Annotated in this window: 22 protein-coding genes; 12 read left to right on the top strand and 10 right to left on the bottom strand. The window is 64.4% G+C overall.

Annotation, left to right across the window (positions count from 1 at the left end; genetic code table 11):
• Positions 1-8: 8 nt before the first annotated feature.
• On the bottom strand, positions 9-422 hold the full coding sequence (locus LOY37_RS05760) for a DUF4398 domain-containing protein (protein WP_045193662.1): 414 nt from the start codon (positions 420-422) through the stop codon (positions 9-11).
• Between the two features lie 274 nt (positions 423-696).
• Positions 697-1,041: a pilin assembly protein gene (locus tag LOY37_RS05765; protein WP_093386725.1), complete on the bottom strand. Its 345-nt coding sequence runs from the start codon at positions 1,039-1,041 to the stop codon at positions 697-699.
• Between the two features lie 157 nt (positions 1,042-1,198).
• On the opposite strand from LOY37_RS05765, the gene ppc reads away from it, so the two are divergent.
• The 8 genes from ppc to LOY37_RS05805 all read left to right on the top strand — a co-directional run bounded on the left by ppc (position 1,199) and on the right by LOY37_RS05805 (position 8,361).
• On the top strand, positions 1,199-3,826 hold the full coding sequence (ppc, locus tag LOY37_RS05770) for a phosphoenolpyruvate carboxylase (RefSeq protein WP_258716453.1): 2,628 nt from the start codon (positions 1,199-1,201) through the stop codon (positions 3,824-3,826).
• Positions 3,827-3,869: 43 nt separating this feature from the next.
• Positions 3,870-4,073, top strand: coding sequence for a hypothetical protein (locus LOY37_RS05775; RefSeq protein WP_093386719.1), 204 nt, complete (start codon positions 3,870-3,872; stop codon positions 4,071-4,073).
• A gap of 10 nt (positions 4,074-4,083) precedes the next feature.
• Positions 4,084-4,734 (top strand): adenylate kinase, encoded by a 651-nt coding sequence (gene adk, locus LOY37_RS05780; protein WP_045193658.1) that lies wholly within the window; start codon positions 4,084-4,086, stop codon positions 4,732-4,734.
• A gap of 87 nt (positions 4,735-4,821) precedes the next feature.
• Complete coding sequence (gene tsaB, locus LOY37_RS05785) at positions 4,822-5,496, top strand: tRNA (adenosine(37)-N6)-threonylcarbamoyltransferase complex dimerization subunit type 1 TsaB (protein WP_045193657.1); 675 nt, start codon at positions 4,822-4,824, stop codon at positions 5,494-5,496.
• Between the two features lie 129 nt (positions 5,497-5,625).
• Positions 5,626-5,922 (top strand): hypothetical protein, encoded by a 297-nt coding sequence (locus LOY37_RS05790; protein ID WP_045193656.1) that lies wholly within the window; start codon positions 5,626-5,628, stop codon positions 5,920-5,922.
• Positions 5,923-5,925: 3 nt separating this feature from the next.
• Positions 5,926-6,795 (top strand): DUF72 domain-containing protein, encoded by an 870-nt coding sequence (locus tag LOY37_RS05795; protein ID WP_258716454.1) that lies wholly within the window; start codon positions 5,926-5,928, stop codon positions 6,793-6,795.
• A gap of 33 nt (positions 6,796-6,828) precedes the next feature.
• Positions 6,829-7,659 (top strand): oxaloacetate decarboxylase, encoded by an 831-nt coding sequence (locus LOY37_RS05800; protein ID WP_258716455.1) that lies wholly within the window; start codon positions 6,829-6,831, stop codon positions 7,657-7,659.
• 6 nt (positions 7,660-7,665) lie between these two features.
• Positions 7,666-8,361 carry an extensin family protein gene (locus LOY37_RS05805; RefSeq protein ID WP_258716456.1) on the top strand — a complete coding sequence of 232 codons (696 nt, stop codon included), beginning with the start codon at positions 7,666-7,668 and terminating at the stop codon, positions 8,359-8,361.
• Between the two features lie 3 nt (positions 8,362-8,364).
• On the opposite strand, the gene LOY37_RS05810 is transcribed toward LOY37_RS05805, so the two are convergent.
• The gene (locus LOY37_RS05810) at positions 8,365-8,985 is read right to left on the bottom strand and encodes an energy transducer TonB (protein WP_258716457.1); all 621 of its coding nucleotides are present in this window, start codon (positions 8,983-8,985) and stop codon (positions 8,365-8,367) included.
• A gap of 95 nt (positions 8,986-9,080) precedes the next feature.
• Between LOY37_RS05810 and LOY37_RS05815 the strand changes: the two genes are divergently transcribed.
• Complete coding sequence (locus tag LOY37_RS05815) at positions 9,081-9,863, top strand: class I SAM-dependent methyltransferase (RefSeq protein ID WP_258609763.1); 783 nt, start codon at positions 9,081-9,083, stop codon at positions 9,861-9,863.
• Here the strand turns inward: LOY37_RS05815 and LOY37_RS05820 are convergent.
• Entirely contained in the window at positions 9,860-10,492 is a 633-nt protein-coding gene (locus tag LOY37_RS05820) for a TetR/AcrR family transcriptional regulator (RefSeq protein ID WP_045193651.1), read from the bottom strand. The two genes, LOY37_RS05815 and LOY37_RS05820, sit on opposite strands and share 4 nt — an antisense overlap.
• Positions 10,493-10,687: 195 nt before the next feature.
• On the opposite strand from LOY37_RS05820, the gene LOY37_RS05825 reads away from it, so the two are divergent.
• Positions 10,688-11,788, top strand: coding sequence for an efflux RND transporter periplasmic adaptor subunit (locus LOY37_RS05825; RefSeq protein WP_045193650.1), 1,101 nt, complete (start codon positions 10,688-10,690; stop codon positions 11,786-11,788).
• Positions 11,789-11,794: 6 nt separating this feature from the next.
• Positions 11,795-14,863 (top strand): efflux RND transporter permease subunit, encoded by a 3,069-nt coding sequence (locus tag LOY37_RS05830; protein ID WP_045193649.1) that lies wholly within the window; start codon positions 11,795-11,797, stop codon positions 14,861-14,863.
• 76 nt (positions 14,864-14,939) lie between these two features.
• Here the strand turns inward: LOY37_RS05830 and LOY37_RS05835 are convergent, their stop codons facing one another.
• The 3 genes from LOY37_RS05835 to plsB form a co-directional block, all read right to left on the bottom strand.
• Positions 14,940-15,629, bottom strand: coding sequence for a DUF4197 domain-containing protein (locus LOY37_RS05835; protein ID WP_195885816.1), 690 nt, complete (start codon positions 15,627-15,629; stop codon positions 14,940-14,942).
• Between the two features lie 33 nt (positions 15,630-15,662).
• On the bottom strand, positions 15,663-16,061 hold the full coding sequence (locus tag LOY37_RS05840; protein WP_038996762.1) for a YbaY family lipoprotein: 399 nt from the start codon (positions 16,059-16,061) through the stop codon (positions 15,663-15,665).
• An 84-nt stretch (positions 16,062-16,145) separates the two neighbouring features.
• On the bottom strand, positions 16,146-18,632 hold the full coding sequence (gene plsB, locus LOY37_RS05845) for a glycerol-3-phosphate 1-O-acyltransferase PlsB (protein WP_045193647.1): 2,487 nt from the start codon (positions 18,630-18,632) through the stop codon (positions 16,146-16,148).
• Positions 18,633-18,854: 222 nt separating this feature from the next.
• On the opposite strand from plsB, the gene LOY37_RS05850 reads away from it, so the two are divergent.
• Positions 18,855-19,064, top strand: coding sequence for a cold-shock protein (locus LOY37_RS05850; RefSeq protein WP_038996759.1), 210 nt, complete (start codon positions 18,855-18,857; stop codon positions 19,062-19,064).
• Between the two features lie 87 nt (positions 19,065-19,151).
• Here LOY37_RS05850 and LOY37_RS05855 read toward each other — a convergent pair whose 3' ends face one another.
• From LOY37_RS05855 to dapE, 3 genes are read right to left on the bottom strand one after another with little or no spacing between them, the layout of a single operon-like run.
• Positions 19,152-19,529, bottom strand: coding sequence for a hypothetical protein (locus LOY37_RS05855; RefSeq protein WP_045193646.1), 378 nt, complete (start codon positions 19,527-19,529; stop codon positions 19,152-19,154).
• A gap of 17 nt (positions 19,530-19,546) precedes the next feature.
• On the bottom strand, positions 19,547-20,359 hold the full coding sequence (locus LOY37_RS05860; RefSeq protein ID WP_258716458.1) for a putative RNA methyltransferase: 813 nt from the start codon (positions 20,357-20,359) through the stop codon (positions 19,547-19,549).
• Positions 20,359-21,510 carry a succinyl-diaminopimelate desuccinylase gene (gene dapE, locus LOY37_RS05865; RefSeq protein WP_258716459.1) on the bottom strand — a complete coding sequence of 384 codons (1,152 nt, stop codon included), beginning with the start codon at positions 21,508-21,510 and terminating at the stop codon, positions 20,359-20,361. Before dapE ends, LOY37_RS05860 begins: the two co-directional genes overlap by 1 nt.
• Between the last annotated feature and the right edge of the window lie 37 nt (positions 21,511-21,547).

Here is a 21,547-nt window from a genome sequence, read left to right on the forward strand (position 1 = left end):
AGCGGGCGTCATTCGACGCTGCGCATGCCTTCCTCACGCAGGTCCTGAACGCCCTGGCGGGCATCCTGTACGGCTTTCTCGGCCTTGGCGGCCTGGGCCTTGCGCTCGGCGACGCGGGCGTCCCACTCGGCCTGCTCGGCCAGGCGCTTGGCGTCGTCGTACTTCTTGTCGTGCATGGCGATTTCCGCCTGTTTGAGCTTGTCCTGCGCAGCCTTCATCTCGACGGCGGCAAACTCGGTACCGCCGGCGCTGACAGCGGAATTGACCGCCGATTGCGTGACAGCGTACTGCTCGGTAGGTGGGTTGCCGGCACAGCCGGCCAGGACCAGGCTGCTGCCCAGTGCCAGCGCGGCCAGCTTGAGCCCGCGCAGGTGAGTGGACGGGGTGTTTGCGGTGCGGGTCTTCATGGTGGTCAACTCCATTGGATCACTCCTGATGAACAACGAATTCCGTAACAGTCCATCGGCGCGACCCGTCAGCTACGGGACTGCTCTGACCCGGTTCTGAAAGGGTTTTGCCGTGATGGCTATTGGCTGTGACCGAAGCGTTTTTTGAATAGTTCAGAAAAAAGTGCCGCTTGTTCGCGGTTTTTTCTGACTGATCGGTCAGTGGGTTTTTCGTTGAACTTTCAGGCGTGCCGGCGGTACGCGAGCGCCTGCGCGGGCGCTCGCAGCGCGGATCAGGAGGCGGGGTGGATCAAGGCTTGCCGGCCTCTTTGGGGTTGCTCATCTCGTGCAGGTAGCGGCGTGAAAGGGCAAGAAACCGCGGGGTCGGACCGATGTCCTGGTACAGCGGGTCACCCTCTTCGTCGGTGGCAATCACCTGCGCGCCCTGAACATACGGAAAGCTCGCTTCCAGCTCTTCAAGCGCAGCCCCGAGCAGTTCGCCGAGCAGTTCTTCGGGTTGGCGCTTGGGGTACATCTCGGCCAGGGCCGCCAGGCGCGCCGCCGCTTCCATGTCCAGGTGCAGGACATGGCCGGTGGGGCTCAGCGAGCCTTTGGCGTGCTGTTCCCAATGCTGGGCAAGATCACGGATTTTCATGATGGTCTCCTGTATGCCTGTGTTGAGCGTAGTTCACCCAGTAGCTCAACCCTGTAGCTCAGCCATGTAGCCCAGCCGTGGCCCTGCCTTGAAGCCCGGGCGCTACTGGGGCACTCTGGACCCAGAGCGGTTTTCCCGAATGCCGGAGACATGGCTGATGACTGATATCGATGTGCGCTTGCGTGAAGATGTTCATTTGTTGGGCGAGTTGTTGGGCGATACCGTGCGCGAACAGCACGGCGAAGCATTTCTACAGACCATCGAGGACATACGCCGCAGTGCCAAGGCCGACCGCAGCGGTAGCGCCGAGCAACTGAGCTCGACCCTCAATGACCTCGCCGAAGACCAGCTGTTACCCGTGGCGCGGGCCTTCAACCAGTTTCTCAACCTGGCCAACATCGCCGAGCAGTATCAGCTGATCCGCCGCCGCGACGCCGGCCAGGCCGAACCTTTCGAAGCGCGGGTGCTGCCCGAACTGCTGGCGCGGCTCAAGGCCGCCGGCCACAGCGACGATGCCCTGGCCCGGCAGTTGGGCAAGCTCAGCATCGAGCTGGTGCTTACCGCCCACCCGACCGAGGTGGCGCGGCGCACCTTGATCCAGAAGTACGACGCGATTGCCGCGCAACTGGCCGCCCAGGATCACCGCGACCTGACCCCTGCCGAACGCGAGCAGATCCGCGAACGCCTGCAGCGGCTGATCGCCGAAGCCTGGCACACCGAAGAAATCCGCCGCACCCGGCCAACCCCGGTGGACGAAGCCAAATGGGGCTTTGCGGTGATTGAGCATTCGCTGTGGCAAGCGGTGCCACACCACTTGCGCAAGGTCGACAAGGCCCTGCACCAGGCCACCGGCCTGCGCCTGCCGCTGGAGGCGGCGCCGATCCGCTTTGCCTCGTGGATGGGCGGCGACCGTGACGGCAACCCCAATGTCACTGCGCCGGTGACCCGTGAAGTGCTGTTGCTGGCGCGCTGGATGGCCGCTGACCTGTTTTTACGCGATATCGATGCCCTGGCCGCCGAGCTGTCGATGCAGCAGGCTAGCGAAGCGCTGAGGGCCAAGGTGGGCGAGTCGGCCGAGCCTTATCGCGCCGTGCTCAAGCAATTGCGCGAGCGCCTGCGCATCACCCGCGCCTGGGCCCATGCCGCGCTGACCACGGCGCAAGCGCCGGCCGCTGAAGTGCTGCAGGACAACCGTGAACTGTTCGAGCCATTGCAGCTGTGCTTTGAGTCGCTGCACGTCTGTGGCATGGGGGTTATCGCCGATGGCCCACTGCTCGACTGCCTGCGCCGGGCTGTTACTTTCGGCCTGTTCCTGGTGCGCCTGGACGTGCGCCAGGACGCCGCCCGGCATACCTCGGCGCTGAGTGAAATCACCGAATACCTGGGCCTTGGCCGCTATGCCGAGTGGGATGAAGACGCGCGTGTGGCCTTCCTGCAGCAGGAACTCAACAGCCGGCGGCCGCTGCTGCCCAGCTACTTCAAGCCCCAGGCCGACACCGCCGAAGTGCTCGCCACCTGCCGCGAGATTGCTGCTGCACCGGCAGCTTCGCTGGGCTCCTATGTGATCTCCATGGCCGGCGCCGCTTCCGATGTGCTGGCGGTGCAGTTGCTGCTCAAAGAGGCCGGCGTGCTGCGGCCGATGCGCGTGGTGCCGTTGTTCGAAACCCTCGCTGACCTGGATAACGCCGGGCCGGTGATGGAGCGCCTGCTGGGCTTGCCGGGGTATCGCGCCGGCCTGCATGGCCCGCAGGAGGTGATGATCGGCTATTCCGATTCGGCCAAGGATGCCGGCACCACGGCCGCGGCCTGGGCCCAGTACCGCGCCCAGGAAACCCTGGTGCGCATCTGCCGCGAGCAGCAGGTCGAACTGCTGTTGTTCCACGGCCGTGGCGGTACCGTCGGGCGTGGCGGCGGCCCGGCCCACGCGGCGATCCTGTCGCAGCCGCCGGGTTCGGTGGCCGGGCGCTTGCGCACTACCGAGCAGGGCGAGATGATCCGCTTCAAATTCGGCTTGCCGGACATCGCCGAGCAGAACCTGAACCTCTACCTGGCGGCGGTGCTCGAAGCGACCCTGCTGCCACCGCCGCCGCCACAACCGGCCTGGCGCGCGCTGATGGACCAGCTGGCCGCCGATGGCGTCAAGGCCTATCGCGGCGTGGTGCGCGACAACCCCGAGTTCGTCGAGTACTTCCGCCAGTCCACCCCCGAGCAGGAACTCGGTCGCCTGCCGCTGGGCAGCCGCCCGGCCAAGCGCCGCGCCGGTGGCATCGAAAGCCTGCGGGCGATCCCGTGGATTTTCGGCTGGACCCAGACCCGCCTGATGCTGCCGGCCTGGCTCGGCTGGGAGGCGGCATTGAACAACGCCCTGGCTCGCGGCCAGGGGCCGTTGCTGGCCGAGATGCGCGAGCAGTGGCCGTTTTTCCGCACACGTATCGACATGCTGGAGATGGTTCTGGCCAAGGCCGATGCCGATATCGCCCGCTCCTACGACGAACGTCTGGTGCAACCAGAACTGCGACCTTTGGGTGCACATTTGCGCGACCTATTGTCGCAGGCGTGCGAGGTGGTGTTGGGGCTGACCGGGCAGCCGGTGCTACTGGCGCACAGCCCCGAAACCCTGGAATTCATCCGCTTGCGCAACACCTATCTGGACCCGCTGCATCTATTGCAGGCTGAGCTGCTGGCGCGCTCGCGTGGGCGTGAAGCCGCTCTGGACAGCCCGTTGGAGCAGGCCTTGCTGGTCACCGTGGCCGGCATCGCGGCAGGTTTGCGCAATACCGGCTGAGTTGGCAAAACGCTTTGCCGAGGGTTTGCCCAGGAAGGGCAGAATGCTTGTAAAGCAACAGGTTGCGCTCGGCGCAACCTGTGCTGCAAGTGGCCACAGTGCGTGGGTTTTTCCGACTTTCGAGCGCTTGTGTGGCTTGCGGGCGCTGTGTATCTTGAGCAGCCTTTTGATCGAAATTACGATCATCACCCAAATTCCGGGATTGGCCCTGCGTGGCAAACCCACTGATTTGCTTACAAAAAAATGAGGAGCACAAGATGCGCGTAATTCTGCTGGGAGCTCCCGGGGCCGGTAAAGGTACTCAGGCAAAGTTCATCACCGAAAAGTTCGGCATTCCACAGATTTCCACTGGCGACATGCTGCGCGCCGCAGTCAAGGCCGGCACCCCGCTGGGCCTGGAAGCCAAGGCGATCATGGACGCTGGCAAGCTGGTCTCCGACGAGCTGATCATCAACCTGGTCAAGGACCGTATTGCCCAGCCTGACTGCGCCAACGGCTTCCTGTTCGACGGCTTCCCGCGCACCATTCCTCAGGCTGAAGCCCTGGTGACTGCTGGCGTCGAGCTGGATGCCGTGGTCGAAATCGCTGTCGAAGACGAAGAAATCGTTCAGCGTATCGCTGGCCGCCGTGTGCACGAAGGTTCGGGCCGCGTTTACCACGTTGTCTACAACCCGCCAAAGGTTGAAGGCAAGGACGACGAAACCGGCGAAGCGCTGGTGCAGCGCAAAGACGACACCGAAGAAACCGTGCGTCATCGCCTGTCGGTCTACCACGACCAGACCAAGCCGCTGGTAGACTTCTACCAGAAGCTCTCGGCTGCCAACGCTGGCAAGCCGAAGTACGCGCATATCGAAGGCGTGGGCTCGGTTGACGCGATCACCGCCAAGGTCCTGGCCGCACTGAGCTGATCGACGCTCGGTAGTGCAGACAACGGCCCGCTTGCGGGCCGTTGTTGTTTATAATGCTGCTCTTTTTTCTTGCCCCTGGAACCCCCGATGACCACCTTGCTGGCCCTCGACACCGCCACCGAAGCCTGCTCCGTTGCCTTGCTGCATGATGGCAAGGTTTCCAGCCACTATGAGGTGATCCCGCGCCTGCACGCGCAGAAGCTGCTGCCGATGATCCAGCAACTGCTGGCCGATGCCGGCGTCACCCTGCAACAGCTCGATGCCATCGCCTTCGGTCGTGGCCCGGGCGCCTTCACTGGCGTGCGTATTGCCATTGGCGTGGTCCAGGGCCTGGCCTTCGCCCTGGAGCGGCCGGTGCTGCCGGTGTCCAACCTGGCCGTGCTGGCCCAGCGCGCGATGCGTGAGCAGGGCGTTCAGCAAGTGGCGGCGGCAATCGATGCGCGCATGGACGAGGTCTACTGGGGCTGCTATCGCAACGTTGACGGCGAAATGCGCCTGCAGGGCAAGGAGGCGGTGCTGCCACCGGAGCAAGTGGCTTTGCCCGAGGGTGCCAGCGGCGACTGGTTTGGCGCGGGCACTGGCTGGGGCTATGCCGAGCGCCTGGCGGTCAAGGCCTGCGGCCAGGACGCCAGCCTGCTGCCCCATGCCCAGGACCTGCTGAGCCTGGCGACCTTCGCCTGGCAGCGCGGCGAGGCGATTGCCGCCGACCTCGCGCAACCTGTGTACCTGCGCGACAAGGTGGCCACGCCAAAAGCGCGCTGAGTGCAGTTCGTCGGTTATTCCCAGGCAAAATAAAACCTTTTGCCCGCTCTGTGGTCCAGTTATCAATCGGGCATTAGCGAAGGATCAGTGATGCTGCTAAATTGCCATCACTGCTCCTGAGTAATCGCCATGCGCATAGACGGTTTTTCTTCTCAGTCCTACCCCATCAAGCGAGCCCCGCGCAAAGCGCCGGTACGTACCGATGACGTGGACGACGAAGATCTGCCGGGCGAGTTCGAAGTACAGGCGCAAGCCAGCGCCAGCCACGGCCAGGCGCGCACTGGCGGCCTGCCTGCGCGGCCTCAGGACATGATCTTCCCGCGGGCGCGCAACAAGCGCACCGCCCATGCCCTGGCCAGCTACCTGACCACTGCCGGTTTCGTTGACTGGGAGATGGAAGTACTGGGGCTGGACCTGTACATTTGATGGATGAGTCTGTCCACGCTGCCCTATTTTGTCGGTTGTCCGTCCTGGAGTGAAAACGCCTGGCGCGAGTACCTGTACCCGGTCGAGGCTAAAACCAGCGACTTCCTCGGCCTGTATAGCCAGGTCTTCAATGCCGTAGAAGGCAACACCACCTTTTATGCCCGCCCGGCACCGGCGACCATCGAACGCTGGGCGCAGCTGATGCCGGCGCACTTTCGCTTCACCGCCAAGTTCCCCGGCGACATCAGCCACAGCGGTGACCTGCACGCTCAACTGGCCGCCGCCCAGTCCTTCATCGAATTGCTCAAGCCCCTTGGCGCACGGGTTGCGCCGTACTGGCTGCAGTTGCCGGCAACCTTCGGCCCGGCGCGCCTGAGCGAGCTGGTGAACTTTATCGACGAGGCTGGCGTGCCCATCGCCGTCGAGGTGCGCAACGCGGCGTTCTTCAGCAAGGGCGAGGAAGAGCGCCTGCTCAACCGCCTGCTGCTTGAGCGTGGTGTGGAGCGCATCTGTCTCGACCCTCGCGCGTTGTTCAGTTGTACTTCACAGACGCCCGAGGTGCTCCACGCCCAGTCGAAAAAACCGCGCGTGCCGCCTCGCCCGACCGCCTTTACCCAGCACCCGCAGATCCGCTTCATCGGCCACCCGGAGCTGGCCGCCAACGAGCCGTTTCTGCTGCCGTGGCTGGACAAGGTCGCGGCCTGGATCGAGGAGGGGCGCAGCCCCTATGTTTTCCTGCATACTGCCGACAACCGCCTGGCCGCCGCCCTGGCCCGGCGTTTTCATCAAGGCCTGATGGAGCGCCTGCCGGGGCTTGCGGCCTTGCCTGAACTGGACCGCACGCCAGAAGCCGAACAACTCGGCCTGCTCTGAGCGCGTCCTGCCGCCTGCCCGGGAGCCGAGATCATGGATCTGCAAACCCTGCGTGCCGAAGCCTTCAAAGCCCTGCATGAGCGCGATGGCGCCTTTGTCATTCCCAACCCCTGGGATGCCGGCTCGGCCAAGCTGCTGGCCAGCCTCGGCTTCGAGGCGTTGGCCACCACCAGCGCCGGCCTGGCGTTCTCCCTGGGGCGGCCAGATGCCGAAGGGGCGATGAGCCTGGATGAAACCCTGGTCAATGCCCGCGCCATTGTCGATGCCACGGCATTGCCGGTGGCTGCCGACCTTGAGAACGGTTTCAGCGACGACCCCAAGGGCTGTGCCGAGGCGATCCTGCAGGGCGCCGCCATTGGCCTGGTGGGCGGCTCGATCGAGGATGCCAGCGGCAATGGCGAAGAGCCAATCTACAGCTTCTATCACGCCGTGGAGCGGGTCGAGGCGGCCGTCGCCGCCGCGCGCAGCCTGGACTTTCCGTTCATGCTCTGTGCCCGCGCGGAAAACCTGCTGCACGGGCGCATGGATCTGGACGACACCATTGCCCGCCTGCAGGCCTTCGCCGAAGCCGGCGCCGATGTGCTGTATGCGCCGGGCTTGCGTACGGCCGAGGAGATCCGTCGGGTGGTCCAGGCGGTGGCGCCGAAGCCGGTCAATGTGCTGATGGGCCTGAGCGGTGTGCGCTTGAGTTTTGCCGACGTTCAAGCGCTTGGGGTCAAGCGCATCAGCGTCGGCTCATCGCTGGCGCGGGCCGCCTATGGGGCGTTTTTCAACGCCGCGCAGCAGATTCACGATCAAGGCCGTTTTGACTACGCCGACCAGGCGCTGTCCTTCGACCAGCTCAACCAGTTGTTCAGGCGCTGATCGACCATGCGCAAAGGATTGCTCGCTGTAGTGTGTCTGATTCTGCTCGTTGCACTGGGTGCTGCCTGGCGCCTGGGCTGGCGTCTGCCGGATGCCTGGAACCCCTGGGCGGCGCTGGATGTGCGCCAGCCGCCGAACCTGCTTACGCCGTATAAATTGGGCCGCCTCGAGGATGATCCGCAGCTGTGCGAGCAGGCCCTGGCCACTTCCAGCCTGCGCTACCGCAAGCAGGCCGACAGCCCGGCCAATGCGCCGTGCCCCCTGGAAAACGTGGTGCGCGTCGAAGGCTCGTCGGTGCGCCTGAGCAGCAGCTTTCTCGCCAGTTGCCCCTTGGCGGTGGCTTATGCGCTGTTCGAGCGCCACGCTCTGCAACCGGCGGCGCAGCGCGCCTTTGCCCAGCCGGTGGTGCAGGTCGATCACCTGGGCAGCTTTGCCTGTCGCAACATGTACAACCGCAAGAATGGCCGCCTGAGCCAGCACGCCACGGCCAATGCCCTGGATATCGCCGGCTTTCGCCTGGCGGACGGGCAGCGTATCCAGTTGCTCAAGGACTGGCCGGGCGAGGGCGTCAAAGCGAAGTTTTTAAGGGATGTGCACGCCAGTGCCTGCGACAGTTTCAACACGGTGCTGGGGCCTGAGTACAACGCCGCACACCGCAATCACTTTCACCTGGACATGGGCTTCTGGCAGATCTGCCGCTAAGGCTCAGGCGGCGATGCGCACGTTGTTCAGCACCACCGGGCGAGCCCAGCGGTTGTCGAAGTCCAGCTGCGATTGCTGCACGGCCATGGTGGCGTCGTCGAAGGGCTCCGGCGCCTTGTCCAGCAGGTCCATATCGAACTCGGCGATCGGCAGGTACAACGGTTTGGCCTGTGGTGCCGGGCCGGGTTCGGGCAGCGGGTGGCCCTGGCTCATGACCACCGGGCGTACCCAGGTGTTGCTGATATCCAGCTGGCGCTGTTGCTCGATGAGTTCGGCGGCGCTGAACGGCGGCGCGAGTTTTTCCAGCAGCTGCGGCTCAAGCTCGGCGATCGGCAGGAACAGCGGCTCTGGCGGGGCCAGTTCGGTGTCGTGCACATCGCACAGGCGCTGGTTGTGGATCTGCGCCAGCACCTGGCTGCCGCCCAGCGGCTCGCCGGTGAACTTGTCGAACTGCTCGGTGGCCACGGCCTTGGCCGCGTCCTCCTGACCTTGCTGCTCAGCCAGGGCGCGGGCAAAAAAATCCTGCCACAGGTGGCTGACGCCGCCCAGTGCCTGGGTATTGTGCCGGCCATAGTCGCCGACGGGCGAGATATAACCTGAGTTGAGCTGAAGAATGTCGGTCATGGCAGTCGCAGAGGGTGCTGGTCTGGCAAAATAGCGAATACTTCGTATATCGGCCGCGGCCGACGATCATTTAATTTTTTTGAGTACAGGATTTGATGGTGGAGCAACTGGCTGACGGCGGCATCCGGGTCGAGGCATTGACGGCCGATTATCAGGCCCAGGCTGGCGAGTGGGCGCAGCGCCTGGGATTGCCGCTGAGCGATGACAATGCAGGCTTTGCCGTGCAGATCGGCGCCGATGGCCTGCAGATCCAGCAGCTCGGTGCGCAGGCGCCGGGGCCGGTGCGGGTGGATTTTGTCGAAGGCGCGGCGGCGCACCGGCGGGTGTTCGGCGGCGGCAGCGGGCAGATGATCGCCAAGGCCGTGGGCGTCGCCCAGGGCGTGCGCCCGCAGGTGCTCGATGCCACGGCGGGGCTGGGCAAGGACGCTTTCGTGCTGGCGAGCCTCGGTTGCCAGATGACCCTGATCGAGCGCCAGCCGCTGGTCGCGGCCTTGCTCGAAGACGGCCTGGCCCGCGCCCGCAGCGATGCCGAGGTGGGCCCCATCGTTGCGCGCATGCAACTGCTCACCGGCAATGCCATCGAGCGTATGCGCACCTGGCAGGGTGAGCCGCCGCAGGTGATCTACCTCGACCCGATGTTCCCTCATCGCGACAAGAGCGCCCTGGTAAAAAAGGAAATGCGCGTGTTCCGCCCGCTGGTTGGTGACGACCTCGACGCCCCGGCGCTGCTCGAAGCCGCCCTGGCCCTGGCCAGCCACCGGGTGGTGGTCAAGCGCCCGCGCAAGGCGCCGATCATCGACGGGCCCAAGCCCAGCCACTGCCTGGAAGGCAAATCCAGCCGCTACGACATCTATCCGAAAAAAGCCCTCAAGGCTTAAGGTCGGTAAGCGCGCATGAACAGCGCCACCACTTCTTGCACATGGGCCTCGGAGGCCTCGGCATCCAGCGCCGGGGCATAGCCGAGCAACAGGCGGAAGTTGGCCGCGCCCTTGAGCAGGCAGAAGAAGTGCTCGGCGGCGTTGGCCGGCAATTCAATGCGCAGCAGCCCGCGGGCATCCACCTGGCGCAGCAGCGCCTCCATCTCGTGCAGCACCCGCAACGGGCCGGCCTCGAAGAAGATCTGGCTGAGTTTCGGGTCCTGATTGCCCAGGGCCATGATCAGCCGGTGCAGCTTGACCGACAGGTCGCTGCTGATCAGCGCCTGAAAGCCGCGGCCGATCTTCAGCAGCACCTGTTCCAGCGGAACCCCTTCAGGAAGCTCGAAAATCAGCTCGGGCAACTGCGCCGTGCAGGTGGCGACCACTGCCGAAGAGAACAGCGTCTCCTTGTCGGTAAAGTGGCTGTAGACCGTGAGTTTTGACACACCTGCCGCTGTCGCGACCGCATCCATGCTGGTGTTGGCATAGCCAAGGGTTAGAAACAGCGCCTTGGCTGCCTCGAGAATGGCCTGGCGTTTTGCCAGGTCCTTGGGCCGGCCGGGGCCGGTAGCAGCGGTGACTTTGGGCATGAGTGAAAAGTTACATATTCCAGTAAGTGCACATGGTACATCGCGACCGGCATTTCGGCGGGCAAAAATCGACGCGCTGCTCCCGGCGTAAATATGGGATTTCTCGCGCAGGCCTGCTTCCCCGCTCCGGTTCCCTGATTTAATATACCCGCCAGTATAAATATTCAAAGCGCCATTCGCGAAAGGTCATCCATCATGTTGCGCCATGCCTTGCCCCTCGCTTTGCCCGTTGGTCTCGTGCTGTTGCTTGCTGCCTGCGGGCAGGAAAGCGCACCGCAGACTTCCCTTCGTCCGGCCATGGTGGTGCAGCCGCAGCCGGCCAGCGCCGCCGCCGACAGCTACCCCGGCGAGGTGCGTGCGCGCTTCGAGCCGGAGCTGGCGTTCCGCATCGGTGGCAAGGTCAGCAAGCGCCTGGTCGAGGAGGGGCAGCGGGTCAAGGCCGAACAGCCACTGGCCGAACTCGACCCCCAGGATGTGCGCCTGCAACTGGAAGCCAGCCGTGCCCAATTGGCCGCTGCCGAAGCCAACCTGAACCTGGTCAAGGCCGAGCGCGACCGCTACAAGACCCTGCTCGACCGGCAGATGGTCAGCCATTCGCAATACGACAACGCCGAAAACCTCTACCGTGCTGGCCTGGCCCGGCTCAAGCAAGTGCGCGCCGAGTTCGACGTCGCCGGCAACCAGGCAGAATATGCCGTACTGCGCGCGTCCCAGGACGGCGTGATCGCCAAGCGCCAGGTTGAGGTGGGCCAGGTGGTGGCTGCGGGGCAGACGGTGTTCACCCTGGCCGCCGATGGCGAGCGCGAAGTGCTGATCGGCCTGCCTGAGCAGAACTTTGGCCGCTTCAAGGTCGGCCAGACGGTGGCGGTGGAGCTCTGGTCGCAACCGGATCAACGCTTCAATGGCCGGATTCGCGAACTGTCGCCTTCGGCCGACCCGCGCTCGCGAACCTTCGCTGCGCGCATCGCCTTTACCGCCGGCAAGGTGCCGGCCGAGCTTGGCCAAAGTGCCCGGGTGTACATCCAGCACGCCGAGAACATTCCCCTGGCGGTGCCGCTCTCGGCGCTGACCGCAGAAAACGGCCAGACCTACGTCTGGCGTGTCGATGCCAACAACACCCTCAAGCGCGTGCCGGTACGGGTGGGTGCCTACGGTGAAAACAGCGTGCCGGTGCTCGAAGGCCTGAATGCCTCGGACTGGGTGGTGGCGGCCGGCGTGCATGTACTCCAGGAGGGGCAACAGGTACGTCCGGTGGACCGGTCCAATCGTGTGGTGAATCTGGCGGCCAAGGAGTAAGTCCCGATGGGTTTCAACCTTTCCGCCTGGGCCCTGCGCAATCGGCAGATCGTGCTGTTCCTGATGATTTTGCTGGCTGTGGTCGGCGCGCTGTCCTACACCAAGCTGGGGCAGAGCGAAGACCCGCCCTTTACCTTCAAGGCCATGGTCATTCGCACCAACTGGCCAGGGGCCAGCGCCGAGGAAGTCTCGCGCCAGGTCACCGAGCGTATCGAAAAGAAGCTGATGGAAACCGGCGAGTACGAGAAGATCGTCTCGTTCTCGCGGCCCGGTGAATCGCAGGTCACCTTTATGGCCCGCGACTCGATGCATTCGGCCGATATCCCCGAGCTCTGGTACCAGATCCGCAAGAAGGTCGCCGATATCCGCCACACCTTGCCTCAGGGTATCCAGGGGCCGTTCTTCAACGATGAGTTCGGCACCACCTTCGGCAATATCTACGCGCTGACCGGTGACGGCTTCGATTACGCTGTGCTCAAGGACTACGCCGACCGCGTGCAGATCCAGTTGCAGCGGGTCAAGGATGTCGGCAAGGTCGAGCTGCTTGGCCTGCAGGACGAGAAGATCTGGATCGAGCTGTCCAACCTCAAGCTGGCCACCCTCGGCCTGCCCCTGGCAGCGGTGCAACAGGCGCTGGAAGAACAGAACGCGGTGAGCACCGCAGGCTTCTTCGAGACGCCGAGCGAGCGCCTGCAACTGCGGGTCAGCGGGCGCTTTACCACGGTCGAGCAGATCCAGCAGTTCCCGATCCGGGTCGGTGACCGCACTTTCCGTATCGGCGATGTTGCCGAGGTGCGCCGGGGCTTCAACGATCCGCCCGCGCCGCGCATGCGCTTCATGGGCGAGGACGCCATCGGCCTGGCGGTGTCGATGAAGGCTGGCGGTGACATTCTGGTGCTGGGCAAGGCGCTGGAAACCGAGTTCGCCCGCATTGCCCACAACCTGCCGGCCGGCATGGAGCTGCGCAAGGTCTCCGACCAGCCAGCGGCGGTGAAGACCGGCGTCGGCGAGTTCGTTCAGGTGCTGGTTGAAGCGCTGGCCATTGTCTTGCTGGTGAGCTTCTTCTCGCTGGGCATGCGCACCGGCCTGGTGGTGGCCCTGGCCATTCCGCTGGTGCTGGCGATGACCTTTGCCGCCATGTACTACTTCGGCATCGGTTTGCACAAGATCTCCCTCGGCGCGTTGGTGCTGGCCCTGGGCTTGCTGGTGGATGATGCGATCATTGCCGTGGAGATGATGGCGATCAAGATGGAGCAGGGTTTCGACCGGTTCAAGGCCGCCAGCTACGCCTGGACCAGCACCGCCTTCCCGATGCTCACCGGCACCCTGATCACCGCCGCAGGCTTCTTGCCGATTGCCACCGCGCAATCCGGCACGGGTGAATACACCCGTTCGATCTTCCAGGTGGTGACCATCGCCTTGCTCGCCTCCTGGGTTGCCGCGGTGGTGTTCGTGCCGTACCTGGGTGAGCGCCTGTTGCCTGACCTGGCCAAGCTGCATGCGGCCAAGCACGGCACCGCCGAAGGCGGCCCTGACCCTTACGGCACGCCGTTCTACCAGCGCGTGCGGCGCCTGGTGGGCTGGTGCGTGGAGCGGCGCAAGACGGTGATCGTGGCGACCATCGCGCTGTTTGTCGGTAGCATCTTGCTGTTCCGTTTCGTGCCCCAGCAGTTCTTCCCGGCTTCCGGGCGCCTGGAACTGATGGTCGATCTGAAGCTGGCCGAAGGCGCCTCGCTGAGCAACACCGCCGATCAGGTCAAGCGCCTGGAAGCGCTGCTCAAGGAACGCGCCGGCATCGACAACTATGTGGCCTATGTCGGCACCGGCTCGCCGCGGTTCTACTTGCCGCTCGACCAGCAACTGCCGGCGCCGAGTTTCGCCCAGTTCGTGGTGCTGGCGAAAACCATCGAGGAGCGCGAACAGCTGCGTAGCTGGCTGATCGCAACCCTCGATGAGCAGTTCCCTGACCTGCGTTCGCGGGTCACGCGCCTGGAAAACGGCCCGCCCGTGGGTTACCCGGTACAGTTCCGGGTCACTGGTGAGCACATCGAGCAGGTGCGTGCCCTGGCCCGCAAAGTGGCCGCCAAGGTGCGCGAGAACCCCCACGTGGTCAACGTTCACCTGGACTGGGAAGAGCCGAGCAAGGTGGTCTACCTGAACATCGACCAGGACCGCGCCCGCGCCCTGGGGGTGAGCACGGCGAACCTGGCGAAGTTTCTGCAAAGCTCGCTGACCGGTTCGGCTGTCAGCCAGTTCCGCGAGGACAACGAGCTGATCGAGATCCTCCTGCGCGGTACCCAGCAGGAGCGCAGCGAGCTTGCCAACCTGCCGAGCCTGGCGGTGCCTACCGACAATGGCCGCAGTGTGGCGCTGTCGCAGGTGGCAACCCTGGAATACGGCTTTGAAGAAGGTGTGATCTGGCACCGCAACCGCCTGCCCAACGTCACCGTGCGCGCCGACATCTATGGCAAGGAACAGCCGGTGACCCTGGTCAAGCAGATCCTGCCGACCCTGGACCCGATACGTGCCGAGCTGCCCGATGGCTACCTGCTGGACGTGGGTGGCACAGTGGAGGACTCCACTCGCGGGCAGAAATCGGTGAACGCCGGGGTGCCGTTGTTCATCGTCGTGGTCCTGACCCTGCTGATGCTGCAACTGCGCAGTTTCTCGCGCACAGTGATGGTGTTCCTCACCGCGCCCCTGGGGTTGATCGGCGTGACCCTGTTCCTGCTGGTGTTCCGCCAGCCGTTCGGTTTTGTCGCGATGCTCGGGACCATCGCCCTGTCGGGGATGATCATGCGCAACTCGGTGATCCTGGTCGATCAGATCGAGCAGGACATCGCTGCCGGGCTGGACCGCTGGCAGGCGATTATCGAGGCGACAGTAAGGCGCTTCCGGCCAATCGTACTGACCGCCCTGGCGGCGGTGCTGGCGATGATTCCGCTGTCACGCAGCGTGTTCTTCGGGCCGATGGCGGTGGCGATCATGGGTGGCTTGATCGTGGCGACGGCGTTGACGCTGTTGTTCCTGCCGGCGCTGTATGCGGCGTGGTTCAGGGTCAGAAAGAGCAGTTGAGAGCTACAAGCGGCAAGCTGCAAGAGGTGCTGTTCACACTGCTTGTGGCTTACCGCTTGAAGCTTGTAGCTGGCGCTTACAGCGCGCCAAACACCTTCTTGGCAATGCTGGTAGCTGCCGCCGCCGGGTTCTGGCGGATGGTTTCTTCCTGCTTGGCAATCATCTCGAACAGGCCGTTGAGCGCTTGTTCGGTCACGTAGCCTTCGACGTTGGCGTTCTTGGCATCGAGCACGCCCAGGGTCGCTGCTTGCCCGGCAAAGTTGTTGTACTGCTGGGCCAGGCCGACCTGGTCGGTGGCTTTCTTGACGATCGGCAGGAACTTGGCGCGGATCTGCTCGCGGCTGGTTTTGCTCAGGTATTGGGTAGCCGAGTCGTTGCCGCCGCTGAGGATGCCCTTGGCATCGTCCACGGTCATCTTCTTCACGGCATCCACCAGCAGCGCCTGGGCTTGCGGCACGGCGGCCTCGGCGGCCTTGTTCATGCTGGTTTCCAGCTGATCGACCTGGGCGCCCATGCCGAAGGCTTTCATCTTCTTGGCGACTTTGCCCAGGTTGCCGGGCAGTTCGATGCGCACATCCGGGTTATTGCTGAAGCCACCCGGGGTACCCAGTTGTTTCACCGCTACCTGGGCACCCTGGGTCAGGGCGTCTTTGAGGCCGGTGGAGGCATCTTTTTGCGAGAGGTCGCCGAGCGACAGCGCCAGGGCGCTGGCCGACAGCAACAGGCCGGCGCACAGGCCGGTGAAGGTTAGAGCGGGGCGGAACATGGCAGCATCCTTATACGAAGGAAAAACAATCAATCAACGAACGGCATCGACCTTGATGCGTACCGGCTGCGGGTCGTTGCCATCAAGTTGCACGCCATGGTGCTCGGTGTTGATGAACAGCAGCTTGCCGTCCAGTTCGATCCGCGCGCTCACTGCATAGCGGTGGCCGGGCTTGACCTGGGCCGGGTCGTAGCTCAGGTGGAAGGGCAGCGGCACATTGCCTTTGACCGGGCCGCTCTGGCTGGCCAGGGTAACGGCGGGGGCGTCCATCAGCGACACGTCCTGCAGGGCCACGCTCAGGGTGGCGGCGGGCGGCAGGGCGATGCGTTGCAGGTAGAAGACCTCGCCGTCGAGGCTGGCCTTGGGGGCTTCAGGGGTGCTGCTGCACGCGGCCAGCAGGCTGCCAAGAAGGATCAGGGACAGTTTTTTCATCAGTAGCTCCTTAGCGCCGGCGCCGCGGTTGCGGTCGCCAGGCGGTTCGATTCGTGTTGCTCCAAAGGCACTGGCCAGTATGGCCTATACCGCAGTTTCGGTGGCTTCTTCGCTGCGCTGCAGGGCGACCTGGCGAATCGACAGGCGCACCTCTGCCGACAGCACGCGCTTGGCCGCGCCCTCGGCCAGTTCGCTGAGTTTTTCGTGGTAGCCAAGTTTGCCATTGCTGTCCGGGCGCAATACGCCTTGCTCGATCTGGGTCTGGATGAAGTGGCGGAACAGGGTCTTGTCGAAGAACTCCGGGGCGTTCAGGCCATGCAGAATCGACAGGCGCTGGGCCATGATCACGCACAGGTCTTCCAGTTCTTCGGCGCTCAGGGTGTGCTGGCCGCTGTTGAGCAGCAACGCGGTAGCCATGTAGAAGCGCTGCAGGGTCTGGGTGATGGCCCGGGCCAGCAAGGTCAGCAGCACGAACTGCCGCGAACTCGGTGCCGGGCGCAGGTACACGCCGTTCTCGAAGCGCAGCAGGCCCTGTTCGACGAAGGCCTCCAGCCACTGGTCGACCACCGCGTCCAGCTCATCGAGCTCCCAGCGAATGAACAGCTCCGATTGCAGGTACGGGTACAAGGCCCGGGTGTACTGCAGGATCAGTTCGCGGCTCATCCGCGAGCTGCTCTGGAAGAAGCTCGCCAGCAAGGCTGGCAGGGCGAAGATGTGCAGCACGTTGTTGCGGTAGTAAGTCATCAGGACGGCGTTCTGCTCGTCCAGGTAGAGGATTTTGCCCAGCGCATCGCTTTGCTCGGCCAGCAGGTCCATGCCCTTGACGTGGCTGATCAGCGCCAGGCCATCGCCTTCAGGCAGGGTGGTGTGCGGCGAGTAGGGCACCTTGCGCAGCAGCGCCAGGTACAGGTCCAGCACCCGCGCCAGGGCGCGCTCGTCCAGGGCCAGGCGGCTGGTGGAGAGCAGCGCCAGGGCGACCAGGTTGACCGGGTTGATCGCCGCCGCCTCGTTCAGGTGCTGGGCGACTTTCTCGCCCAGGCGCGAGGTGGTTTCGTTGAGCCAGGCCGGGCGGAACTGCGGGCCGTGCTCCTGTTCGCGCCAGCCGGGTTGCTGCTGGTCGAGGAAGGCGCCGAGGCGGATCGGCTCGCCGAAGTTGACCGCCACCTGGCCGAAGCGCTGCTTGAGCGCGCCGATGACCTTGAAGATGTCGAAGATAGATTCTTTTTTCTTGCTCGCCCCGCGCAGCTCGCCCAGGTAGGTGCGGCCTTCGAGCACCCGTTCATAACCGATGTACACCGGCACGAAGACGATTGGCGTGCGCGAGGAGCGCAGGTAGCTGCGCAGGGTAATGGCGAGCATGCCGGTTTTCGGCTGGAGCATGCGCCCGGTGCGCGAGCGGCCGCCTTCGACGAAGTACTCGACCGGGAAGCCCTTGGTGAACAGGGTGTGCAGGTATTCGTTGAACACCGCGGTGTACAGCGGGTTGCCCTTGAACGTGCGGCGCATGAAGAACGCCCCGCCACGGCGCAGCAGGCCGCCGATCACCGGCATGTTGAGGTTGATGCCGGCGGCGATGTGCGGCGGGGTCAGGCCGTTGCGAAACAGCAGGTAGGACAGCAGCAGGTAGTCGATATGGCTGCGGTGGCACGGCACATAGATGACTTCGTGGCCCGGGGCGATGCCCTGCACCTGCTCGATGTGGTTGACCTTGATGCCGTCGTAGATCTTGTTCCAGAACCAGCTCAGCACCACTTCAAGGAAGCGGATGGCGGTGTAGGTGTAGTCCGAGGCGATCTCGTTGCCGTAGCGCAGGGCCTGGGCTTCGGCTTTGGCCAGCGGGATCTTCTCGCGTTCGGCTTCATCGGCGATAGCCTGGCGCACCAGCGGGTCGTGGACCAGGCCCTTGACCAGGTTGCGGCGGTGGGAGATGTCCGGGCCGATGACGGCGGTCTTGAGGTTGCGAAAGTGCACCCGCAGCAGGCGCTGGGCCATGCGCACGGTGCGCTCGTGGCCCTTGTTGTGCTGCACCAGCTCGCGCAGGTGGATCGGCGCCGAGAACTGCACGCGGGTCTTGCGCCCCAGGATCAGCACGGTGAGCAAGCGCCGCAGGCGCCCGGTAACCGCCCAGCTGTCGGCAAACAGCAGCTTCCACGGGCTGGATTCGCTGGCCGGCGACTGGCCCCAGAACACGCTGACCGGGATGATCTGCGCGTCTTCTTCGGCATGCTGGCTGATGGCGTTGACCAGTCGTGCCAGGGTCGGCGGGGCGCCGCGCTTGTCCTGGCGGCCGAGCCAGTCGGGCTCCGGGGTCAGGTAGAAGAACGCTGCCGGCTCGTGCAGGGTGCCGACGGCGACCGGCAGCACCGGGCGTGGCAGCCCGGCTTTGGTGCATTCACGGTCGAGCACCGCAAGGTCGGTGAGCGACGGCGACTGCAGGGCGTAGAACACCGGCCGGCTGCGATCCAGGTTCAGGGTAAAGGATGACTGGTTGATGGTCTCGGAGCGAACCCACAGGTACAACAGGCGACGCAGGGCGCCGAAGATCAGGCGGCGCAAGGGGGAACGGGTCATACGGTGTGTGCTCTGGATGAGATTTTTGAGTATTTGCTCAGTCGACTAGTGTGCCGTATCTGCGCAAGTTCAGCAAAAAGCGCCCCGGTCATGAAAATTAATTTAAGTGTGTCATATACTCGGTCCGCCGCTTGCAAGAGATTTGTGCAAGCTGCGTCGGCAGGGGGCCGTGACCCCTCTGCATGCAAGGCGATTCCAAAATAAAAATCCGGAGTAGTGCAGATGTCGTCTCGTGAGACTGGAAGTGTAAAGTGGTTCAATGACGCAAAAGGTTACGGTTTCATTCAGCGTGAAGGTGGCGCGGACGTGTTCGTTCACTACCGTGCCATTCGCGGGGAGGGGCATCGCACCCTGCTCGAGGGGCAGCAGGTCGAATACAATCTGACTCAGGGCCAGAAAGGCTTGCAGGCAGAAGACGTAGTCGGTCTGTAAGCGCCGGGCCACAAGCCTCGAGCCTGGGCCCACCAGCGAAAAGGCCCGCCGCCGGACGACCGGGGCGGGCCTTTTCGAAGACAGTTTTCAGCTGGTCCGCCAGGTGATTTCCTCTTCACCGTCGGCACTGATGCGGATCCAGCGATCGGCATCTTCTTCACCTTCTTCCTCGACCCAACTGCCCGGTGCACAGCGCACTTCGACGTTCAGCGCGGCAAAGGCTGCGCGTGCGCAGGCAATGTCATCATCCCAAGGGGTCTGGTCGCTCTCCAGGTAAAGACTGTTCCATTTGCCCACAGCCTTCGGTAACCAGGTAACTGGAATGTTACCGGCCCTGCACTTGTAGGTCTGGCCTTTCTGCTGCCAGTCGCTGCACGGGCCAAGCGCTTCGCCGAGCCAGGCAGCGATCTGCTTGTGGTCGACCTCGGCGTCTTTCAGGTAAATCTCGATATCGGGTTGGCGCATAGGGGCTCCGGGTGCGCTCAGTCTTGGCGCACAAAATAATCGTAACGCATCGATACCGTGACCTCGAAAGGCTCGGCCTGGTCGATGACGCGCGCGCGTTTCTCGGCGCTGGCACGCCAGCCATGAGGGGTCATGGCCAGCAGGTCGGCGCGGGCCTTGCTATCGGCAAGGCTGAGGCGCAATTTCAGGGTTTCGCTGTGGGCGTGGTGCATGCCCTCGGGGACCAGCGCCAGGTGCTTGTCGTCGCTGTAGTCACGCACTTCATCGTAGAGCTTGTGGCGCAGTTCGATCAGGTGCTCGTTGGTCGGGCCGACGCGCATCAGGCCGCCGCCGGGGCTCAGCAGGCGCAGGGCCTCTTGCCAGTCCAGCGGGCTGAAGACACTGGCGAGGAACTGGCAACTGCCATTGGCCAGCGGTACCCGGGCCATGCTTGCCACCAGCCAGGTCAGCGCCGGATTGCGCTTGCAGGCGCGCTTGACCGCCTCGCGGGAGATGTCCAGGGCATAACCGTCAGCCTCGGGCAACGCCTGGGCGATTTGCGCGGTGTAGTAACCCTCGCCACAGCCGATGTCCAGCCAGCGCGCGGGTGCGCGTTCGGCGGCAAGCTCAGCCAGGCGGCGGGCTACCGGGGCGTAATGGCCGGCGTTGAGAAAGTCGCGGCGGGCCTCGACCATGGCCTGGTTGTCGCCCGGGTCACGGCTGTTCTTGTGCTGCACCGGCAACAGGTTCAGGTAACCCTGGCGGGCACGGTCGAAACGGTGGCCGGCCGGGCAGGCCACGCCATTGTCGAGGGTGCTCATCGCGGCGCTGCAGATCGGGCAGGTGAGCATCAGGCAAGCAACCGGGTCAGGGTCTGGTAGTAGATTTCGGTCAGCACATCGAGGTCACTGGCCAGGATCCGCTCGTTGACCTGGTGAATGGTGGCGTTGACCGGGCCCAGCTCGACCACCTGGGTGCCGAGGGTAGCAATGAAGCGCCCGTCGGAGGTGCCGCCGCTGGTCGATGCCTTGGTCTCACGGCCGGTGACCGTCTTGATGCTGGCCGACACTGCGTCGAGCAAATCGCCCGGCTCGGTCAGGAACGGCAGGCCCGACAGCGCCCAGTCCACGTGCCAGTCGAGCTGGTGCTTGTCGAGGATGGCGGCAACCCGCTGCTGCAGGCCTTCGACCGTCGACTCGGTAGAGAAGCGGAAGTTGAACAGTGCGCTCAACTCGCCCGGTACCACGTTGGTGGCGCCGGTGCCGGAGTTGAGGTTGGAGATCTGGAAGCTGGTCGGCGGGAAGAACGCATTGCCTTCGTCCCAGTGTTCGGCAGCCAGCTCTGCAAGTGCCGGAGCGGCCAGGTGGATCGGGTTCTTGGCCAGGTGCGGGTAGGCCACGTGGCCCTGTACGCCGCGCACCGTGAGCTTGGCGCCGAGCGAGCCGCGACGGCCGTTCTTGACCACGTCACCGACCAGGCTGGTGCTCGACGGCTCGCCGACGATGCACCAGTCCAGGCGCTCGTTGCGCGCGGCCAGGCGCTCGACCACGGCCTTGGTGCCGTGGTGGGCCGGGCCTTCTTCATCACTGGTGATCAGGAAGGCGACCTTGCCGCGATGGTTGGGGTAGTCGGCGACGAAGCGCTCGGTGGCCACCACCATGGCGGCCAGGCTGCCTTTCATGTCAGCCGCGCCACGCCCGCAGAGCATGCCGTCGGCATCGATCAGGGCATCGAACGGATCGTTCTGCCAGGCCTGCACCGGGCCGGTCGGGACCACGTCGGTGTGGCCGGCGAAGCACAGCACCGGACCTTCCTGGGTGCCATGGGTGGCCCAGAAATTGTCGACGTCTTCGATGCGCATCGGCTCAAGCATGAAACCGGCATCGCCCAGGCGTTGCATCATCTGTTTCTGGCAGTCGAAGTCCAGCGGGGTAACCGACGGACGGCGAATCAGGTCGCAGGCCAGTTCAAGGGTAGGCGAGAGGTCGGCTGGGGCCGTCATGGGGAGCTCCGGGGCAAGGCAGGGCACGAATTCGAGG

Origin of the sequence: Pseudomonas sp. B21-012, from assembly GCF_024749305.1 — a bacterium.
GTDB lineage: Bacteria > Pseudomonadota > Gammaproteobacteria > Pseudomonadales > Pseudomonadaceae > Aquipseudomonas.

Excerpts from the sequence above, each read along its gene's own strand:
- LOY37_RS05760 (WP_045193662.1), bottom strand. The coding sequence starts at position 422 with ATGGAGTTGACCACCATGAAGACCCGCACCGCAAACACCCCGTCCACT.
- LOY37_RS05765 (WP_093386725.1), bottom strand. The coding sequence starts at position 1,041 with ATGAAAATCCGTGATCTTGCCCAGCATTGGGAACAGCACGCCAAAGGC.
- ppc (WP_258716453.1), top strand. The coding sequence starts at position 1,199 with ATGACTGATATCGATGTGCGCTTGCGTGAAGATGTTCATTTGTTGGGC.
- LOY37_RS05775 (WP_093386719.1), top strand. The coding sequence starts at position 3,870 with ATGCTTGTAAAGCAACAGGTTGCGCTCGGCGCAACCTGTGCTGCAAGT.
- adk (WP_045193658.1), top strand. The coding sequence starts at position 4,084 with ATGCGCGTAATTCTGCTGGGAGCTCCCGGGGCCGGTAAAGGTACTCAG.
- tsaB (WP_045193657.1), top strand. The coding sequence starts at position 4,822 with ATGACCACCTTGCTGGCCCTCGACACCGCCACCGAAGCCTGCTCCGTT.
- LOY37_RS05790 (WP_045193656.1), top strand. The coding sequence starts at position 5,626 with ATGCGCATAGACGGTTTTTCTTCTCAGTCCTACCCCATCAAGCGAGCC.
- LOY37_RS05795 (WP_258716454.1), top strand. The coding sequence starts at position 5,926 with ATGAGTCTGTCCACGCTGCCCTATTTTGTCGGTTGTCCGTCCTGGAGT.
- LOY37_RS05800 (WP_258716455.1), top strand. The coding sequence starts at position 6,829 with ATGGATCTGCAAACCCTGCGTGCCGAAGCCTTCAAAGCCCTGCATGAG.
- LOY37_RS05805 (WP_258716456.1), top strand. The coding sequence starts at position 7,666 with ATGCGCAAAGGATTGCTCGCTGTAGTGTGTCTGATTCTGCTCGTTGCA.
- LOY37_RS05810 (WP_258716457.1), bottom strand. The coding sequence starts at position 8,985 with ATGACCGACATTCTTCAGCTCAACTCAGGTTATATCTCGCCCGTCGGC.
- LOY37_RS05815 (WP_258609763.1), top strand. The coding sequence starts at position 9,081 with ATGGTGGAGCAACTGGCTGACGGCGGCATCCGGGTCGAGGCATTGACG.
- LOY37_RS05820 (WP_045193651.1), bottom strand. The coding sequence starts at position 10,492 with ATGCCCAAAGTCACCGCTGCTACCGGCCCCGGCCGGCCCAAGGACCTG.
- LOY37_RS05825 (WP_045193650.1), top strand. The coding sequence starts at position 10,688 with ATGTTGCGCCATGCCTTGCCCCTCGCTTTGCCCGTTGGTCTCGTGCTG.
- LOY37_RS05830 (WP_045193649.1), top strand. The coding sequence starts at position 11,795 with ATGGGTTTCAACCTTTCCGCCTGGGCCCTGCGCAATCGGCAGATCGTG.
- LOY37_RS05835 (WP_195885816.1), bottom strand. The coding sequence starts at position 15,629 with ATGTTCCGCCCCGCTCTAACCTTCACCGGCCTGTGCGCCGGCCTGTTG.
- LOY37_RS05840 (WP_038996762.1), bottom strand. The coding sequence starts at position 16,061 with ATGAAAAAACTGTCCCTGATCCTTCTTGGCAGCCTGCTGGCCGCGTGC.
- plsB (WP_045193647.1), bottom strand. The coding sequence starts at position 18,632 with ATGACCCGTTCCCCCTTGCGCCGCCTGATCTTCGGCGCCCTGCGTCGC.
- LOY37_RS05850 (WP_038996759.1), top strand. The coding sequence starts at position 18,855 with ATGTCGTCTCGTGAGACTGGAAGTGTAAAGTGGTTCAATGACGCAAAA.
- LOY37_RS05855 (WP_045193646.1), bottom strand. The coding sequence starts at position 19,529 with ATGCGCCAACCCGATATCGAGATTTACCTGAAAGACGCCGAGGTCGAC.
- LOY37_RS05860 (WP_258716458.1), bottom strand. The coding sequence starts at position 20,359 with ATGCTCACCTGCCCGATCTGCAGCGCCGCGATGAGCACCCTCGACAAT.
- dapE (WP_258716459.1), bottom strand. The coding sequence starts at position 21,510 with ATGACGGCCCCAGCCGACCTCTCGCCTACCCTTGAACTGGCCTGCGAC.